Annotated in this window: 18 protein-coding genes and 1 pseudogene; 7 read left to right on the top strand and 12 right to left on the bottom strand. The window is 39.7% G+C overall.

Annotated features, from left to right (window positions below; all coding sequences use genetic code 11):
* Positions 1–31: 31 nt before the first annotated feature.
* Complete coding sequence (locus ACE1TI_RS11730) at positions 32–898, top strand: SDR family oxidoreductase (protein ID WP_375007755.1); 867 nt, start codon at positions 32–34, stop codon at positions 896–898.
* A 23-nt stretch (positions 899–921) separates the two neighbouring features.
* On the opposite strand, the gene ACE1TI_RS11735 is transcribed toward ACE1TI_RS11730, so the two are convergent.
* Complete coding sequence (locus ACE1TI_RS11735) at positions 922–1,821, bottom strand: DMT family transporter (protein ID WP_375007756.1); 900 nt, start codon at positions 1,819–1,821, stop codon at positions 922–924.
* Between the two features lie 295 nt (positions 1,822–2,116).
* On the opposite strand from ACE1TI_RS11735, the gene ACE1TI_RS11740 reads away from it, so the two are divergent.
* Positions 2,117–2,320, top strand: coding sequence for a hypothetical protein (locus ACE1TI_RS11740; protein WP_375007757.1), 204 nt, complete (start codon positions 2,117–2,119; stop codon positions 2,318–2,320).
* 14 nt (positions 2,321–2,334) lie between these two features.
* On the opposite strand, the gene ACE1TI_RS11745 is transcribed toward ACE1TI_RS11740, so the two are convergent.
* The 5 genes from ACE1TI_RS11745 to ACE1TI_RS11765 are packed head-to-tail and all read right to left on the bottom strand — an operon-like array spanning position 2,335 to position 9,285.
* Positions 2,335–4,140, bottom strand: coding sequence for an IucA/IucC family protein (locus ACE1TI_RS11745; RefSeq protein ID WP_375007758.1), 1,806 nt, complete (start codon positions 4,138–4,140; stop codon positions 2,335–2,337).
* A 24-nt stretch (positions 4,141–4,164) separates the two neighbouring features.
* Entirely contained in the window at positions 4,165–5,463 is a 1,299-nt protein-coding gene (locus ACE1TI_RS11750; protein WP_375007759.1) for a lysine N(6)-hydroxylase/L-ornithine N(5)-oxygenase family protein, read from the bottom strand.
* A complete protein-coding gene (locus ACE1TI_RS11755; RefSeq protein ID WP_375007760.1) occupies positions 5,453–6,028 on the bottom strand; it encodes a GNAT family N-acetyltransferase in 576 nt (191 codons plus the stop codon). Before ACE1TI_RS11755 ends, ACE1TI_RS11750 begins: the two co-directional genes overlap by 11 nt.
* The gene (locus tag ACE1TI_RS11760; RefSeq protein ID WP_375007761.1) at positions 5,997–7,754 is read right to left on the bottom strand and encodes an IucA/IucC family protein; all 1,758 of its coding nucleotides are present in this window, start codon (positions 7,752–7,754) and stop codon (positions 5,997–5,999) included. The genes ACE1TI_RS11755 and ACE1TI_RS11760 overlap by 32 nt, the downstream gene beginning before the upstream one ends.
* Positions 7,747–9,285: a pyridoxal phosphate-dependent decarboxylase family protein gene (locus ACE1TI_RS11765; protein ID WP_375007762.1), complete on the bottom strand. Its 1,539-nt coding sequence runs from the start codon at positions 9,283–9,285 to the stop codon at positions 7,747–7,749. Before ACE1TI_RS11765 ends, ACE1TI_RS11760 begins: the two co-directional genes overlap by 8 nt.
* 391 nt (positions 9,286–9,676) lie before the next feature.
* Here ACE1TI_RS11765 and ACE1TI_RS11770 point away from each other — a divergent pair, with 391 nt between their 5' ends.
* From ACE1TI_RS11770 to ACE1TI_RS11780, 3 genes are read left to right on the top strand one after another with little or no spacing between them, the layout of a single operon-like run.
* The gene (locus ACE1TI_RS11770) at positions 9,677–10,147 is read left to right on the top strand and encodes a MarR family winged helix-turn-helix transcriptional regulator (protein WP_375007763.1); all 471 of its coding nucleotides are present in this window, start codon (positions 9,677–9,679) and stop codon (positions 10,145–10,147) included.
* Positions 10,144–11,118: a ring-cleaving dioxygenase gene (locus tag ACE1TI_RS11775; RefSeq protein WP_375007764.1), complete on the top strand. Its 975-nt coding sequence runs from the start codon at positions 10,144–10,146 to the stop codon at positions 11,116–11,118. Before ACE1TI_RS11770 ends, ACE1TI_RS11775 begins: the two co-directional genes overlap by 4 nt.
* Before the next feature lie 44 nt (positions 11,119–11,162).
* Positions 11,163–11,771 carry an alpha/beta hydrolase gene (locus ACE1TI_RS11780; RefSeq protein ID WP_375007765.1) on the top strand — a complete coding sequence of 203 codons (609 nt, stop codon included), beginning with the start codon at positions 11,163–11,165 and terminating at the stop codon, positions 11,769–11,771.
* A 43-nt stretch (positions 11,772–11,814) separates the two neighbouring features.
* Here ACE1TI_RS11780 and ACE1TI_RS11785 read toward each other — a convergent pair whose 3' ends face one another.
* The 5 genes and pseudogenes from ACE1TI_RS11785 to ACE1TI_RS11805 form a co-directional block, all read right to left on the bottom strand.
* Positions 11,815–12,015 carry a hypothetical protein gene (locus ACE1TI_RS11785; protein WP_483860647.1) on the bottom strand — a complete coding sequence of 67 codons (201 nt, stop codon included), beginning with the start codon at positions 12,013–12,015 and terminating at the stop codon, positions 11,815–11,817.
* 298 nt (positions 12,016–12,313) lie between these two features.
* Positions 12,314–13,162, bottom strand: coding sequence for an EamA family transporter (locus ACE1TI_RS11790; protein ID WP_375007766.1), 849 nt, complete (start codon positions 13,160–13,162; stop codon positions 12,314–12,316).
* A gap of 644 nt (positions 13,163–13,806) precedes the next feature.
* Positions 13,807–14,088 (bottom strand): GNAT family N-acetyltransferase, encoded by a 282-nt coding sequence (locus ACE1TI_RS11795; protein ID WP_375007767.1) that lies wholly within the window; start codon positions 14,086–14,088, stop codon positions 13,807–13,809.
* Between the two features lie 62 nt (positions 14,089–14,150).
* Positions 14,151–14,585: a cupin domain-containing protein gene (locus ACE1TI_RS11800; RefSeq protein WP_375007768.1), complete on the bottom strand. Its 435-nt coding sequence runs from the start codon at positions 14,583–14,585 to the stop codon at positions 14,151–14,153.
* A gap of 68 nt (positions 14,586–14,653) precedes the next feature.
* Positions 14,654–15,055: pseudogene (locus ACE1TI_RS11805) on the bottom strand (hotdog fold thioesterase).
* Positions 15,056–15,234: 179 nt separating this feature from the next.
* Between ACE1TI_RS11805 and ACE1TI_RS11810 the strand changes: the two are divergent.
* Together ACE1TI_RS11810 and ACE1TI_RS11815 are read left to right on the top strand one after the other, a co-directional pair.
* Positions 15,235–15,879: an ABC transporter ATP-binding protein gene (locus ACE1TI_RS11810; protein WP_375007769.1), complete on the top strand. Its 645-nt coding sequence runs from the start codon at positions 15,235–15,237 to the stop codon at positions 15,877–15,879.
* On the top strand, positions 15,869–16,654 hold the full coding sequence (locus ACE1TI_RS11815) for an ABC transporter permease (RefSeq protein ID WP_375007770.1): 786 nt from the start codon (positions 15,869–15,871) through the stop codon (positions 16,652–16,654). Before ACE1TI_RS11810 ends, ACE1TI_RS11815 begins: the two co-directional genes overlap by 11 nt.
* Before the next feature lie 39 nt (positions 16,655–16,693).
* Here the strand turns inward: ACE1TI_RS11815 and ACE1TI_RS11820 are convergent.
* The coding region (locus ACE1TI_RS11820) for a transposase (protein WP_375007771.1) at positions 16,694–16,959 on the bottom strand (266 nt) is incomplete at its 5' end.

A 16,959-nucleotide genomic window follows, 5' to 3' on the forward strand; every position in this document is an offset into this window, starting at 1 on the left:
ATCATCAGGAAATGTAAAGGAGGAAGCACGAATGGATATCAGACAACGACAAACAGAAGGCCAGCCCCCTCAAACACAGCCAAGACAGCCTGGTATAGAATCTGAAATGAACCCTTTACCTGTCCAGCCAAAAGAATACAAAGGCAGCGATAAATTGAAAGGAAGAGTAGCACTGATCACAGGTGGTGACAGCGGGATAGGCCGTGCTGTTTCTATGGTGTACGCCAAAGAAGGAGCTCACGTAGCCATAGCCTACTTGGATGAACATGATGATGCCAAAGAGACGAAAGAACTGGTGGAAGCAGAGGGTGTGAAATGCTTACTGCTTTCTGGAGATTTAAAAAAAGAATCATTTTGTAAAGACATTGTCCAAAAGACGGTAGATGAATTTGGACAATTAGATATAGTGGTGAATAATACAGCTATTCAATATGTACGAGATGATATTTTCGGAGTTTCGGCAGAACAACTAGAAGAAACCTTTCAAACAAACTTTTATTCCTATTTCCACGTCACCAAAGCTGCAATACCTCACTTAAAAGAGGGAAGCTCGATCATTAACACCACATCGATAAATGCTTACCGCGGAAACCCTAGTCTTATCGACTACTCCGCAACGAAAGGAGCAATTGTGGCGTTTACAAGAAGCCTTGCAGAACCGCTTGCAAAGCAGGGCATCCGTATTAACATGGTTGCACCCGGTCCGGTTTGGACTCCTTTAATCCCTTCCACCTTCCCAGCAGAAGGAGTAGAACAATTTGGTACTAACGGTCCTATGGGTCGTCCCGGTCAGCCATCTGAACATGCCAGTGCTTATGTACTGCTAGCTTCAGATGAATCCTCCTATATGACCGGCCAATCTATTCACATCAACGGTGGAGAATATATTTCTTCTTAAAAAAGAAGGACAGTTGTCAGCTATTACGACAACTGTCTTTGTTTTTCTGCTTTTGTTTTTGTAGTAAGAAGTACACCAGAAATAACCAGCAAAGCCCCGATCATTTCAATGAGTGTAACATTTTCTCCAAGAAAAAGCAGGGAGCCAATGATAGTGAAGACAGGAAGTAAATTAAGAAATACAGAAGCCTGAGACGGACCTACTTCTTCTACTCCTTTGTTCCATAATAAAAGCGCAATAAGGGAAGGAAAGATACCTAAATACAATAGTCCTAATGCATGATTGATTTGAAAAACAGCTGGAAATCCATCAATTACGACCCACTCAATTACTGCAATCGGAAACAGTACAGCGTTAGCAATAGCAAGCATCACCAGCAGGCTTCCGTATACCGGAAACTTCATCATGTGAAACTTTACGAGAATAGAGTAAGCTACCCAGGTTAGAATGGCCGCAATCATTATGACGTCTCCTATATTAAAAGCAAGGTCACGAACCACCTGCCAGGAACCTTCCGTTATGACCCAAATGGCTCCGCCAACAGATAAGATTACCCCAACCCATTGGACACCAGCCAATTTTTCTTTTAAAAAAATCATGCTAAATAAAATAGTGACTACCGGGATAGCGGATTCCATAATGGCCACATTCGTTGAGCTTGTAAATTGCAGGGAAGCATAAATGAAAGAATTAAAAAAAGCCACACCAGTAAGGGCAAGACCTAACAACGGCTTCCACTCTTTTAGAAAAACGTGCTGATACTGCCTGGCCTGCCTCAAGCCTATTGGAAGAACGACTAACAAAGCAATAAATACCCGAAAAAACGCAATCGTGTAAGGCGGAAGCTCATTAATAGCCTTCCCTACTATAATATTCCCAGAAAAAATAATAGCAGTAATAATTAAAAACAAATACGCTTTCATACAAAATCCCCTCTTTTTGCCGACCCTTTCATTGTACATTTTTTTACTGCGGTGGATAAGATTTTTGTTTTGAATGTTGATATTCACTTCAAAAATTAATTAGCTCTGCAATCAAAAGGGCGGGCAGAAAACGGGAAAGACCGGCTGCAGTTCGTCCGTAACAATATGAATCAAGTAAATAATAGTGTTACAGATATTACGGAGCATGTTCAAAAGCTGAATAGCATTTCCAGTCAATGAATGAAGTTATTGATTTAGTAGATAAAGATGAACACTTTGATGATATCTTGGCTGTATGAATAAAACAAAGAATCAAAACGACAGTATTGAAAAGGAATTACATAACTTATTAGAATCTGTAGAGGCCATTGAAAAAGCTGCTGGTGAAGTAGCTGCTTCAGCCAGCCAGCTTGACGCAGCTACCGATGAACGACAGGTTATGAAAAGAAAGAAGCTGCTTCCTTTTGAAACAGCTTCTTTCTGTATATTAGAGTTCTAAACGCTGCAATTCTTTTATACTGGATTTTCTGAGCGGGCCTCTGCCAAAGCGTTAGTGACAAATCCATACTCAGAAGCGTGCGGCCTGTCGTCACTATCGCTGTAACCTTCAGCCATCATTCGGTTACGATTTAAGCACAGCTTTGTCATGCTCGGTTTAAAAAGATCAAAGGTGTCAAAACGTTCATGAAGATGAGGGAATTGATTTTGATAATTAATAATTTGTTCTCTTACTATTGTCCAAAATTCATTCTCTTCGAGTAGACCTTTTCTATCTAATAAATCAGCTAAATAACGAAAGTGACAAATAAATAAACCTGTGAAAATAAATTGGGTGAGACCTTCTGGCGGTTCACTTCTCAGCACTTTTTTTAAATCTGGTTCTAATTGCTGAAGTTCCTGCAGCGGCTGATCACTAATATTTACATCATCCACAAAGTCTTTCATGATTAATCGTTTTGGTTTACCCTTTTCCAGTACAATAATGGTATTTTGACCGTGCGGGGAAAACACAGTGCCATACTGATATAAATAATGAAGCAGCGGCGGTAAGATCGCAGCATTTAACTGTTTTATCCATTCATGTGTGGAGAGACCGGATTGTCTTATCCAATGTTCAACTAATGTGTCTGCATTACTATCTTCATGCAAGAGAGCTGCAAGCGTTACAGGCTTTTCATTCTCTGAGAGGAAATTATAAACACTCTCCCGCCAAATGGCACCGAGCATTTCTTTATACTGATAAGGTACGCCTTCTACATTGTCATAGGCCGGATGATATACGTGAACACTCGCTTCTTCTCCAAGTAAATCCAGCTGACATCTGTCTTTTAAATATTCATCGTTTTCCCAAATACTTTTTATAAAGCTTGTTACCCGGGGAGCAATCACAGTTCGTTCTCCTGGGAGCCCCCGGTAAACCAGAGTGTTTAAAATACTCATTGGCAGTTTCACATGGTATTTTGATCGATAAGTTTGGTTTACAAACGTTCGGATGGATTGCTGCGGCAGATACTGATCATTTCCTTCCCCTAGCGGAATAATCTTCTTTTGAGCCAATTCTTCAGCAAACCTCTGTATAATAACATTTTCCCACTGCCAGGGATGAACAGGAATGAAATAGAATTGTTCCTGCCCTTCCCGAGCTTCCTGTTTTAACTTATCATTTGCTCTCTTCCACAGCGAAGAGCCCATTTCTTCTTTTAAGAAAGAAAAATCAGTAGTTTGAAGATGGTGACCTTCTGCTATATCCTCATGGACAGCGATCCAATAAAGAGTAACGGCTTGTTTCTTCTCGGGTGCAAAACGGAGGTAATCCTCGTAGCTGAACCCTAGTCTGCCTTTATTATAAGTAATCCATGGGTGACCTGACATTTCGCCTTCGAGTTCAGCATAATCCAGATGAGTTAATTCTTCGGCCGTTATATCTTTCTTCATTAAATGACAATCCGCTAATAGAGTCTGCTCGTATTCTTTTATTAAATGGCCGACAGTGGTACTTTCCATGTTTAATAAAGACTGAAGTTCAAGAAGAAAGCTTTTGACATTCAATGGGACCTGTCTGTCGTTTACATGTTTCATTACCGATTCAGCATTTACAGAATAACTGTCAAACAAACGCTTCTTTGCATGAAATGTATAAACAATACCCTCATCCAGCTCTAAGCTGTATACCGTATAATCTCCTTCTGCGGCTGCAGCTTTCGGCTTAATCATATCTTCGTACATAAACTCCTGCAGCATTTTAGCAGTAAGTAAACGGTTAGCTTTTTCCCACATTTCAGGAGTTAATGTTTGTGATAATTCTTCTGCATACTTCATCTTTTCTCATCCCTTCTTATGTAATTATCCGAACTGCTGAAAAACATTGGTTTCCTGTACGGGATAAACATTTTCATCTGTGATTTCATTAATAATCACCGCATTACGGTATGCCCCTAATCCAAGGTCTGGAGCACCGGGTCCATGGGTATGAATCTCTCCGTTTTGAACAAAAAGCCGTCCACCGCCAGCTGCTGAAGATTTTAAAGGTACTTCATAATGTTTCTCCACTTTAAACCTCCCTTGTTCATCCCATTCAATTAACGATCTGGCTCCTTCTAAACATGGCGTAACAGTTGGCTTATAGCCTGTTCCCATAATTACTGCATCGGTATCAAGATCAAATGTTTTGTTCTTCTCCCATTGGCGGAAAGTAAGAGTATAACGATCTCCATTTGTTGTTCCTTTCTCTAATTTACTTAAAGGTTTTAATAGTACATTGAGTTTTTCTCCTCCAATGGTTCGTTCATACATAAGATCATATATAGCAGCAATCGTATCTGTGCTCATTCCTTTGTATAGGAGGTCCTGTTTAGGAAGCAGCTTGTCTTTTTTATCCTGCGGCAATGAATGAAAGTAATTAATATAATCAGGGGAGAAGTGCTCTAAACCAAGCTTGGAATATTCCATTGGAAAAAATCCTCGAGAGCGTGTCACCCAATTTATTTGTTGAGAGGGTGACTTGTTACTTAAGAGCTCATAAAACACTTCACCTGCGCTTTGTCCTGAACCAATAACCGTGACAACAGGAGCATTTTTCCAAACCTCTTCTTTATTCATAAAATCTGCTGTGTGGAATATATTTTCAGAAGGTTCCAGCCCTTCTACGTTTGGAACAGCAGGTACTGTGCCAACCCCTATAACGAGGTTTTTCGTTTTATATTTTTCTAAGGATCCGCTATCGACATTACGCACATAAACCGCCCAGCTTCCCGGCTCTCCTTCTATTCGCTCTACCTTGCTGTTAAATCGGCATTGCGGGAGCTGCTTAGCCACCCACTGACAATAATGGTTATACTCCCGGCGGGGAATATGGAAACTTTCATAAAAATAAAACGAGTAAAGCCGATTGTGTTGATTCAAATACTCTAAAAAGCTGTACGGACTTTTTGGATCAGCCATCGTTACTAAATCAGCCATAAATGGAACTTGAAGCGTGGTGCCTTCCATTAACATTCCCGGATGCCAATTAAATTCCGGCTTTTGGTCAAAAAACACAGCTTTAGTATTCGGCACCGTATCTAAAAGGGCAGCCATCCCTAAATTAAACGGACCAATGCCTACTCCTATTACATCGAGTAACTCTGGTTGCTCAGCGCTCAAGCGTTTCCCCTCCTTTTTCTCTGTAATGAACCATAAGAAGGCCGGTTTTATCAGGAAGATTGATAGGTTTTACTGGTTGAAAACCACACTTTTGAAACACATGAATCATTTTGCGGTTTCTAATGTCAGGCTCTGCAACAATCTTTACTGCCTTCGAATGTTCATAGATAAAAGAAAGCATTTCTTTAACCAGCGGGGCAGCCAGTCCTTTTCCTAAAAATGACTCTGGTCCAAATAATAAATGAACCCCTTGATCGTCAGGCTCATATTTATAATGGCGGCCTACTACATCATCTTTTACGTCGTATGTCTCCCAATAACTCATAGGAATGCCGTTTACCAATCCGATCCACAATTGCTGATGAGTATCCCTTACTGCCTTGTCGATATGAGATTGAAAAGCTTCTCTTGTGAGATTCAGCTGCCAATAAGGGATAACATGCTCTTTATGCATCCACTCGAACAGGCGTTCTTCATCTTCTCTGCGCTGAAACGGCCGGAACTCGACAACTTGTCCATCAGCCAGCTCATTTTTATACGATGTTTGTTTCATGTGGGTAATCAATAGCTCTTACCTCCTTATGAACGAGCGGATTTTGCACTTCGGTGTACACAGACTGTGTCTCTAATGTACCGACCAATTCATCCATATCATGGAAGCGTGTCAGCAAATTCGCCTTGCATGGAAGCGCTTCTTGATGCAGTAACGTGTTTAATATATTTGATGTTGAGTTGATGGCAACTGGAATAAAGTTTTCCAATTCTTCCCTAACTATTTGCAATAGCTTTTCTTCCTGCACTAAGCCGCTGCAGCCAAATGCATTAACCAAACCAAAAATATGGTTAAAAAAGAAATAATAACGCAGCCGCTCATCGACAAGACTATCCTCGCAGACTGTGTCGCTTTTTTCCTTCAAGTTTGGTACAAACTGTTGCAAATAGTCCTGTTTGGATGACGCAAAATAATAACCCTGGTTATCCCTGTAATAAAAAGCTTCTGGATAACCTTTGTTCATTTTTAAAACGGAATTTTGCTGGTGGGCTTCCAATGCAATTCCATGCGTAAAGTATAGCCACAACAAAGGCTGCAGAGATACATTTAAATATTTCTTAAACCAGTCTGTGCTGACTTCATCTACATTTCTATTTTCTTTTTCTGCGAGGTCTTCAATGATTCTTTGTAAATGTGGTTTTTCACCTGGTAGAGCGTCTTGACATAGTCCCGCGATTAACGTGGTTTCTGCAGCTTTTTCTTTTTTAAAAGGATTTTCCCGAATAACAACTTCTAATCCGCTCTCTTTCTCCCCTTTTAATGCAAGATAAGCGGGATCACGCATAACATAAAAGCCAGGGAAAAATTCATTTAACTGCTTGCCTATCTCACTATCAAGAATTTTATTTACGGTCTGCCCTCTCTCTAACTCAATCTTCTTATTTACTCGTAAGGAATTTGTTACTTTAACCGGTATGGAAAACTTAAACATATAATCCAAGTTTTTATTATAGACCGTTCGAATCGAAGAAGTAGCTGAAACCTTTTTGCCCATAAGTCCAAGATCAAAAAGCAGCTCCTCTTGCATTAATTCTTGGATGGAAGAGGTTTGCAGCAGCTGCTCTGCCTGGAGGGGGTGAACAGGGAAAAGCTGAAAACCAGGTTTGCTGCCAGCTGCTTGCTTTTCTTCTTTTGTTAACAAGGATAAAACAGCTTGTTCTGCCTCTTCTCCTCCTGCTTCAGCTATGGATTCATGAATTAAAAAATAACGTAAATTAAATTGTCCCCGTGTTTCCGGTGAATATTTATTTGTTTCTTTCTCATTCATTCCCTGCCGGCTTTTCGGCGTGGGATGAAGTAAGTGTCCAAAAAGTAATGATTGTTCAGATTCAAGAAAGCTTCTTAAAGGATCATAAAGCTGACTGCTTTCTTCTTGTCTTTTTTCCAAAAACAATGTGATATTTTCAGTACTTAACAGCACTCGCTTCATTATTTCCTGAATGTGAACAGAGTCCCCGTCATGTGTAAGAGATAGCTCTTTCGATAACAAGCTGACAAGCGTCACAAGGTCTGCTTCTATCCACTCCGGATGATTTTTCATGCGGTAATACAATGGGAAAGAGTAGAGATGCCGGCCTGTTAAAGACGTATAATTGAGCTTTGCTTTTATTTCTGCTCCTTGTCCCTTAAGCGGTAAATATAATATTTCGTTTTCTATTTTTCCTTCGCCAGTTTCTCTAACGTAGCAATTTAAAAAGCATTCGATGGATTTTTGCTCTCCTGCCTTTCCACTATCCATATATCTCTTCTCCTCTCCATTTTTCTTCTAACTTTTTACCTTTTTGAATAATAGCTTCTATCACTTGCTTTCCGTTATGAAAATTAGAACCAGGGTGTAATAATGTTATTTTTAAAAACTGTTTATTGTGAACTTTTGTTTTGGAAAGCACCGCTTGTCCTTCATAAAACAACTCATTTTTAATGCTTCGATTTAACTGGTCCACTATGATTTCCGGCATATCGCTTTGGGGATTATAACGAAAAACAAGGGTACTGATAGATGGAGCCAATACCGTTTCAAAAGCTTCATGACGTGTCATTTCTGCATGTAATTCGTTTGTCACCTCTATAATTTTTTCGATCCACTTGCCAACAGTTCCAATCCCTATTTGCCTCAAGGTCATCCATAGTTTTAATGCATCAAACCTTCTCGACGTTTGAACAGACTTATCAACAAGGTGCAGCATACCGCACTCTTGATCTTCTGTTGGACTTAAATAATCTGCCTGCTGGCTGTTTATCGTTAAGCTGCCAGCTTCTTTGACAAGAAAGATACCGCAGCTGACTGGCTGAAAAAGCATTTTATGAAAATCTATCGTAACGGAATCTGCTCGTTCGATTCCTGCTAATCGGTTTTTATGTTTTTCACTAAATAAAAGCCCGCCTCCGTAGGCCGCATCTATGTGATACCACATGCCCTCTGCTTCAGCTATATCAGCAATCTCCGCTAAAGAATCAATACTGCCAAAATCGGTCGTACCTGCTGTTGCCACAATGGCAATTGGAAGCAAGCCATCCTTTTTCAATTCTTTTACAATGCTTAGGCAGCTTTGTCCGTCTATTTCTTTATTATTATTTGTTTTTATTGTAGTGACTGCTTGTTCGCCAAGACCCAACTGAACAGCCGATTTTTTCACCGTAAAGTGTGCGTCTTCAGAACAAAGTATCCGAAAACGTTCAGCCTCTGGCGGCAAACCATTTGCTTGAACAGAATGTCCAATTATTCTCTGGCACCAGTTGTCTCTAGCCAGCTGCAGCCCCATATAATTCGATTGTGTGCCTCCGCTTGTGAACACACCATCTCCTGTTTTCGGTAGACCAGCCAGTTCTATCATCCATTTCACAAGTCTATCTTCTAAATAAGTGGCGGCAGGGCTTTGATCCCAGGAGTCCATGGACTGATTTAATGTGCTTAAAATAAGCTCTGCTGCGATGGAAGGGTTCACAACCGGGCACTGTAAATGAGCCATACACGCAGGATGCTGAACTTTAATGGCCGGTTCGACTGCATATCTTCTCACATCCTCGAGTACCGTTTCCCATGCTTCTCCACGCAAGGAGTAAAGGTCAGGCTGCTCCAGCATCTCTTTTATTTGTAAAGGTGTTTTTCCGGGATAAGGTTCTTCTGTTTTATTCATCGTGTCCATAAGCATGTTTATTGTGCTGAACATCATTTCTTGAAATGATTGATTTGTTTTTGCATCTGTTTGTATAAAAAAGGAGTCTAAATTATCCTCTGTTTTTGTTTCTTTTGTTTTTAACAAAACCATTATGCAGCCCCTTTTCATCAATTATTCAATATTGATAATCATTATCAATTATTCATTTTTAAAAAACGTCTGTCCAGAAGGGTGACGTTAATTGATAACGAATATCATTTTCATTAACTAATGTATGTCATTAGCAAAGTGAAAGTCAATAATTATTCTGGAATTTAGGCATAATTAATTAATAACTTCTCCGATTAAATTAGTGACGACATTCCTGTTATATCAAGCGTTTTACTTGTTTCTTCTTCAACAAAAACTAAAAAACATCCTTTAGTTGTTTATTTCTTTTATAAGCCTAATGACCCTGTCTTCTTCATTCATATCATTTGCATCTTTCTCAGTTTAGGGGTAAACTGAGAAAGAAATAGATTGGAAAAGGAATGGATAAAATATGGATCAACCTAAAGAAAACTCGCCTTTATCCAAGCATAATGAACGATTGGCGCTTCTGCTCTGGTTTCGTTTATCTCGTTTTTACAACCAAAGTATACGCCGGTCGAATAAGCATTTAAAAAAGTGGGGGCTAAGTGCTGCCCAATTTGATGTTCTTGTCCAAGTTGGTACGTATCAGCCCTTAACACAAAATGAATTGGCATCTAAACTTTTTGTGACAAAAGGGAATATTACACAGGTCCTTCGACGCATGGAAGATCTGGGATGGGTGCAGCGAAAACAGGATTGGAAAAAGAAAGTTATTTCATTAACTGATGCAGGTAATTCTTTATTTAAAGAAGTCGTACCGAATCAGGAACATTTTCAGGCTTCTCAATTTCAAGGCCTGAAAAAAGAGGAACAAAAACAATTACTGGAGTTATTAAAAAAGCTTCAGTTACAAAATAAAGAGGAGGAGAAATTACAATGAAATTAAAAGGCATTCATCATTTATCTGCTATCACAGCTAATGCAAAAGAGAACCTTGATTTCTATACAAAAATGATGGGATTGCGTCTCGTGAAAAAAACAGTTAATCAAGATGATACTTCTGTATATCATTTATTTTACGGAGATGAACGCGGTAATCCTGGTACAGAATTGACGTTTTTTGAAATACCAATGGCGGCGCCAAACCAGCCGGGAGCAAGCAGTATTTCTGCTACTTCTCTAAGAGTTCCGGACAACAAAGCCCTGCTCTATTGGAAAAAAAGATTTGAAGTATACGGAGTAGAGCATGAAGAAATTGCGGAGCGAGGCGGCAGAAATACAATTGCATTTAAAGATTTTGAAGGACAGCGATTAATTCTTGTATCTGATGAAAATAATGAAGGCGTTCCTGGAGGAAGCCCCTGGGAAAAAGCTCCTGTTCCGCAAAAACATGGTGTAACCGGCCTCGGTCCTATTAAACTAACAGTAAGAGATGCAAAACCTACTGCCACAGCCTTAACAGATGTGATGGGCTTTCGGAAAAAAGGCACTTACTCGTCTGATGAAGAAGGTAAAGCTGACATTGTTATGTTTCAAACCAGTGAAGGAGGCAGCGGTGCTGAAATTCACTTAGAAGAGCGTCCCGACCTTCCTTTCGAACGCCAAGGCAGAGGCGGAGTGCACCATGTAGCTTTTCGTGTAGAAGATCTAGAAGAATTAGAGAAATGGATTGAGCACATTAGCGATGTCGGACTTCCTAACTCCGGTTTTGTTGAACGATATTATTTCAAATCCCTCTATTTCCGGGAACCAAACGGAATACTGTTTGAAATTGCCACGGACGGTCCTGGGTTTGATGGTGATGAAGAGCTTGAACATTTAGGAGAATCATTAGCACTCCCTCCTTATCTCGAGCCGAAACGTGAACAAATCGAATCAAAATTAAAACCATTAGATTATAAGCCTAAATAGCGATGCTTGCCCAGAATTAATGTATTTAGAAAGGTGGACCTTGAATGAAGCATATTTTTAAAGAAGGAAAAAACAAGGACGCTCCCGTACTACTACTATTGCACGGAACCGGCGGTACGGAAGAAGATTTACTTGAAGTCGGCCGAATAATCGATGATGAAGCTTCCATACTAAGTGTCCGGGGAAATGTATCGGAAAATGGTATGCCCAGATTTTTCCGTCGCTTAGCAGAAGGAGTATTTGACGAGGAAGATCTTATTTTCCGGACAAAAAAACTCCATGACTTTCTGGACGACAGTGCGGAAAAATTCGGTTTTGACCGCAAAAATATCGTGGCCGTCGGCTATTCTAATGGAGCTAATATTGCCGGTAGTTTGCTGTTCCATTATGAAGATTCTTTAAAAGGGGCGTTACTCCATCATCCAATGGTTCCTCGAAAAGGAGTAGAGCTTCCAGACTTGAGAGAAAAAGGCATATTTATAGGCGCCGGATCGAATGACCCCATTTGCCCCCCAGAAGAAACAGAAGAACTTAGCAAACTTTTAGAGGAAGCTGGCGCTTATGTAAAGGTTCAATGGGAACAAAGCGGCCACCAGCTGACTTTGGAAGAGGTAAAAGGTGCCGCTGAATGGTACAAAAACCATATTAAATAATTGGTTCGGGGCTGTCTCAAAAGATTAGTTTAGGGTATGATGGTCACAAGCTAACTGGAATATGCGAGACTCCCTCCGGAAATGTTGTCACACCAACATCCTGCTTGAAAGTGAAGGTTTTCCCCAGTTCTCGCCCTCGTTCATCGACGGAACAGGCATACTGAGTGTGTTTAGCAATGTCAATACCAACCACGAGAGTAGTTTCTGTCACTTGATTTACACGCTGATTACGATTATGATGCATGATAGGTTCTCCTTTTTGTGCATGTTTGTTTGGTTTGGTATAACAGCATCATAAAGGAGGACCTTTTTTTAATTGATTACACAGGAATGCTCCTGCGGGAAAAGCGGCAGTGTGAAGACCCCGCAGTAAGCGTTTTTTGCTCACGAGGAGGCTGAGCCGCCGCTGCGGCAAAGAAGACACTACGAGAACAAGCCAAAGAGAGTTGGAGTAGATGTCGCACTTGTGCCCTGAGGGTGAAAGCGAATATATTCCATTTGCGTTTGCTAAGAACTGACTTATGGGGACAGCTCCGCTCTTTTTATACCCTCAGTAAAATAATTCCTGCAAACACCCCAGCTAAAATACAGAATTGCATTACCGTAATTCTTTCTTTCAAATACAAAAATGAAAGAAGCGCAACCAATAATGCATGGGTGGCAAAAAGAGGAGAAACAATACTTGCTGGACCGGATAACAATGCTAAAGCGTACAGCTGCATACCCCCAAAAGAGAAAATTCCTGTTCCTAATCCCCAGATAAAAGCACGCCCCGTCTTATCACCTTCTACCACTTTTCGTCTTTTCCCCCACATTACTGCAGACCAAAGGGTACCAAATAAATAAGCATATAAAAGAATCGGTGTGTTTTCAAACCCCGTTTCTTCCGTAATTTTCAATCCACCGTTACGTAAAAAAAATAAAATCATTGCCAATATCACAAAAACATACCATATTCTATTTGGGATCGTTAAACGTTCTTTCGGGTCAAGCGGAAGTAAACTTATCGAAGCCAGTATAAGAACAATGCCGATGCTTTCCATAAAAGTTAGTGCTTCCGCGTATAAAAGTACACTCATTAATACGATGAACAGAATATTCGTATTAACTAATGGAGAGGTTAAACTTGCCGGGCCATATTCTAAAGCTTTCATGTACAGAACATTGCCAAAAGTAGAACCGGCACCTACCATAAGACCTGCTGCTAGTAGTGAGCCAGTGACACTTAGCGTCCCTTCTAATATTGCTGCTGCAGTAAAACTAAATGTACCGCTTATGTATAAACCAGTTAAAAATGGGTGCAGCGGCCATTTTCGAAATGAATTGTATTTCATAAAAAACGAGGATAACCCAAAAACAATAGAGCTTGCTAATGCTAAAACAAACCACATACACACTTCTCCATTTCCCAAAAAACGCAAAATTGAACTTCCATTATAATATTAGCGAACTCTTCTACTCTTCGTAAATGAAGAACAAAAACGCAAGCGCCCTGTTCAGCCTCGACAGGTAAATGTTCTCCAGTCACGAAAGGCGTTCTTACTTCCACAGGATGTGGTGACTTCTGTGTTGCGAACACGATGTTCGCGATTCTAGCAAAAGTTCCTTAAACCGTCTTGGGCCTCCGAGAGGCTGGGCGCTGAAGCTAGACGCGGATAATCCACAACTTGTAAAAACATAATTTCCTAAACAATAAGAAAAGTCCCTCCAGTTTGAAAGGACACAAAGAGTATTATGAAGTACAGCAAGTATCACAACAAGGCTTTTGTGATTTCCAAAGGGCTTTTATAGGATTAAAAAGGGCTGAACCTCTTATTTCTGTCCTTGAAGCCTCTTTTGCGATTCGTCTCACTTCTTGCTGTCTGTATTCCACTTCCTCCTTCAAAAAATGATCCGTATACATCATTCTTTAACCCCTTTTCTTATTAATCAACTTTTTTTGATTAATTTAATTTTATGCCGCACCGCCAAGAAAAGCAATTGTTAAACCAATTTTTTTTGATTTAATACAGAAAAAAAGCCTAAACTTCTTTGTTTAGGCGGAACCCAGTACATCATGATATTCTTCATGTTTCTTTAATTGGCTTTCTGCATAGTCACATTGGGAGATAATTTTTTTATTTTCTGCTCTTGCTTTTTCCACCACTTTAGCCACCAGCTGTTTTCCTATGCCCTGACCTCCTAATTCTTCAGCAACATACGTATGTTCTATGACAATATTGCTGTCATTATCATGAGAAAAAGTAATTTCTGCTTTTTTTTCACCATTTTGCGTAATAAAAAATTCTCCGTCTCCTCTTTTTATTTCATCCATCATTCCGTCTCTCCTTTTAGCAGGGTGTATGTCTATTCCCGGAATAACCGTGCACTTAAACTCTTCTACCACTCTACTGGCTTTTCCACCACAATTCCATCTGAAATATTGTTATGCTGCAACGAATTTTCTTTTGCCTGGACACAAATAAAATACAAATTCTCATCAGAGTTATTTCTAAAAATCCTTACCCCAGTCGGTGCTACTCGCACGACAGACCCTTCTTCTATGTCAAATACATCCTCATCCACTTGAAACTGGCCCTTCCCTTTCACGAAAATATAAAGCTCTTCATTTTCTCCATGTTTATGGTGAAAAGGCACAGATGTATGAGGTGGAAACGAATTTATAGAAACTTCCATGCTATTTAAGTCTAATAAGTCATTTAAAAAAGCTTTTCCTCTGGCTTTAACAGGCTCTTCCATTTTATAATCCTTTAGATCTTCCCATTTTCCTAAATGTGCAGCAGTGTAGTTGGTTCCTTTCTTCATTTCTGGCATTTTATACCTCCTCCATCTATTTACCTTTATTATATATCTGATTATTTAGAAAATAAAAGAAAAACGACTTACACAGCTGTATGTTTTCGTACAGCAAGGGTACAGCGTGAAACACAAATCAATTTGCCAATTTCATCTGTGATTTTTACATCCCAGACCATAGTTGTTTTGCCTTTATGTACCGGTGTTCCTACAGCTGTGACTTCTCCATTGTCTTTGCTGCGAATATGGTTTGCATTAATTTCTAAACCTACAACATATTCGTTCTCTTGATCAATAAGATTCCAGCCCCCAATACTTGCTACACTTTCAGCAAGAACAACAGAAGCCCCGCCATGAAGCAGTCCCATTGGCTAGCGTGTTGCATTATGAACCGGCATCATTGCTGTTACCCTATCCTCACTGATTTCAACAAATTCAATAGCTTCAATAATAGTGTTTTTCACATACTTATCCTGCAGGATACTCATACCCGTCATCTCCCCTTCCATTATTTGTATAGTATATCATACATTATAAAAAGTTGATTACGTGTCAATTTCTTATAAGGATGAATCATAATAAAATAAATGAACATTTCTTTTGTATAAACATAATTATGGGGATACTATATAAAAGAGAAAATATTTGTAAAGAGAGGAAGAAAAAGTTGTTTACTTTTCAAGACGTTGTATATAAAGATATTTTAGGAATAAACCATTTGAGTATCGATAAAGAACAAGTGACTTGTCTTGTTGGTGAAAGCGGGACGGGAAAATCGACGTTATTAAAATTAATGAACAATATGGTTTCAGCTACAAGCGGAACCATTTCGTATAAGCACAATCCGGTTGAAGAGATGAATCCTGTCGTTTTGAGACGTGATATATCTATGTTGTCCCAAACCCCAGTTCTGTTCGGTGAAACGATAAAAGAGAATCTGGAGGCAGGGCTTTTGTTTGCAGAAAAATCTCCAGCAGATGACAAGAAATTAATAGATGCTATGAATTATTTTTATTTACATAAAGATTTAGACGAAAAAGCAGAAACCCTTTCAGGAGGGGAACAACAGCGTCTTGCTCTTGCGAGGATGATTCTTTTAGATTCGCCTGTATTCTTGCTTGATGAGCCTACTTCAGCATTAGATGAAGACTTGGAGCATGAGGTGATGAAACAATTTATCGATCATGCCAGAAACCATAAAAAAACAGTTATTTTTGTCACTCATTCCAAAGCAATAGCAAAAGAATTCTCCGACAGAATAGTCGATATTACACCGTTTTCAAAAAAAGGAAGTGTTAAGCTTGAACGATAACATTATCGATCTTACCTTATGGCAGCTGCTTTCTGCATATGTGTTCATTATTATTTTGTTTATTATCGTGAGAATAAGAAAAATTCCGAGGAGTAAAGAAATATTAATTTCTACGCTGCGAATGACTTTTCAATTATTGATCGTTGGGTACATATTGATGTATTTGTTTGATAATCCTCATCCTCTGCTAACGACAGCAGTAGTATTAATTATGGTTACTTTCGCCATTTGGAACATATACAAGCGTGTGCGCACTGATTTAAATAAGAAAATGAAACAAATTATCGCTGTATCGATGGCTGTCGGAACGCTTTCTAGTCTCATTTATTTTAATTTTGTTGTAATACAATTTTCTCCCTGGTATGAGCCGCGCTATTTTATTCCTATAGCTGGTATGATTATCGGAAATTCTATGACGGGCATAACTTTAGGGGTACAAACCTTGATGGAAGGAATGAAAGATCAACGCGGCCGTGTTGAAGCAGCTTTAATGTTAGGAGCTACCCCAAAAGAAGCAACCAGGAAAATGGTTAATCAAGCATTTGATTCAGCTATACTGCCAACGATTAACTCGATGGTTGGAACGGGCATTGTATTTTTACCTGGTATGATGACAGGCCAAATTTTAGCCGGTGTTAACCCAATCACAGCGATTGAATATCAAATAGCTATTTTACTCGGTATAACTGGAGCGGTGGCCCTTACGGTTATTTTGTTTGTACAGAACGGTTATAAAGTTTTTTTTAATAATAAAAGTCAGCTGCATCAAGAATAAAGCTAAGCGGTATCACTGAACAACATTAAGGGGGCTGTATCAAAAGCCTCTAAACTGAAAAGCCATGGGACGCCATCCAAGAAGATGGTGACCATGGCTTTTTTTGTAGATGTTTATGCTGCTTGCTTCTTTTGGCGGCGTTTCGCCGCCGCCACTTTTCTCATGTTTGTGAGCCAGGGCTACCCAGCCGAACTCCACGTGGACTTTTTCCAGCCCTCGCAGGAGGAATCGCTGGTACCCGAGGTTTTGTTTGACATGACCAAATACACTCTCCACGTCCGTTTTTCGGCGCGCGTAGAGTGTTC

The sequence above is a fragment of the Alteribacillus sp. JSM 102045 genome (genome assembly GCF_041949975.1).
Taxonomy (GTDB): domain Bacteria; phylum Bacillota; class Bacilli; order Bacillales; family Marinococcaceae; genus Alteribacillus.

Coding starts and splice junctions, on each gene's coding strand:
- ACE1TI_RS11730 (WP_375007755.1), top strand. CDS start 32: ATGGATATCAGACAACGACAAACAGAAGGCCAGCCCCCTCAAACACAG.
- ACE1TI_RS11735 (WP_375007756.1), bottom strand. CDS start 1,821: ATGAAAGCGTATTTGTTTTTAATTATTACTGCTATTATTTTTTCTGGG.
- ACE1TI_RS11740 (WP_375007757.1), top strand. CDS start 2,117: ATGAATAAAACAAAGAATCAAAACGACAGTATTGAAAAGGAATTACAT.
- ACE1TI_RS11745 (WP_375007758.1), bottom strand. CDS start 4,140: ATGAAGTATGCAGAAGAATTATCACAAACATTAACTCCTGAAATGTGG.
- ACE1TI_RS11760 (WP_375007761.1), bottom strand. CDS start 7,754: ATGGATAGTGGAAAGGCAGGAGAGCAAAAATCCATCGAATGCTTTTTA.
- ACE1TI_RS11765 (WP_375007762.1), bottom strand. CDS start 9,285: ATGGTTTTGTTAAAAACAAAAGAAACAAAAACAGAGGATAATTTAGAC.
- ACE1TI_RS11770 (WP_375007763.1), top strand. CDS start 9,677: ATGGATCAACCTAAAGAAAACTCGCCTTTATCCAAGCATAATGAACGA.
- ACE1TI_RS11775 (WP_375007764.1), top strand. CDS start 10,144: ATGAAATTAAAAGGCATTCATCATTTATCTGCTATCACAGCTAATGCA.
- ACE1TI_RS11780 (WP_375007765.1), top strand. CDS start 11,163: ATGAAGCATATTTTTAAAGAAGGAAAAAACAAGGACGCTCCCGTACTA.
- ACE1TI_RS11785 (WP_483860647.1), bottom strand. CDS start 12,015: ATGCATCATAATCGTAATCAGCGTGTAAATCAAGTGACAGAAACTACT.
- ACE1TI_RS11790 (WP_375007766.1), bottom strand. CDS start 13,162: ATGTGGTTTGTTTTAGCATTAGCAAGCTCTATTGTTTTTGGGTTATCC.
- ACE1TI_RS11795 (WP_375007767.1), bottom strand. CDS start 14,088: ATGATGGATGAAATAAAAAGAGGAGACGGAGAATTTTTTATTACGCAA.
- ACE1TI_RS11800 (WP_375007768.1), bottom strand. CDS start 14,585: ATGCCAGAAATGAAGAAAGGAACCAACTACACTGCTGCACATTTAGGA.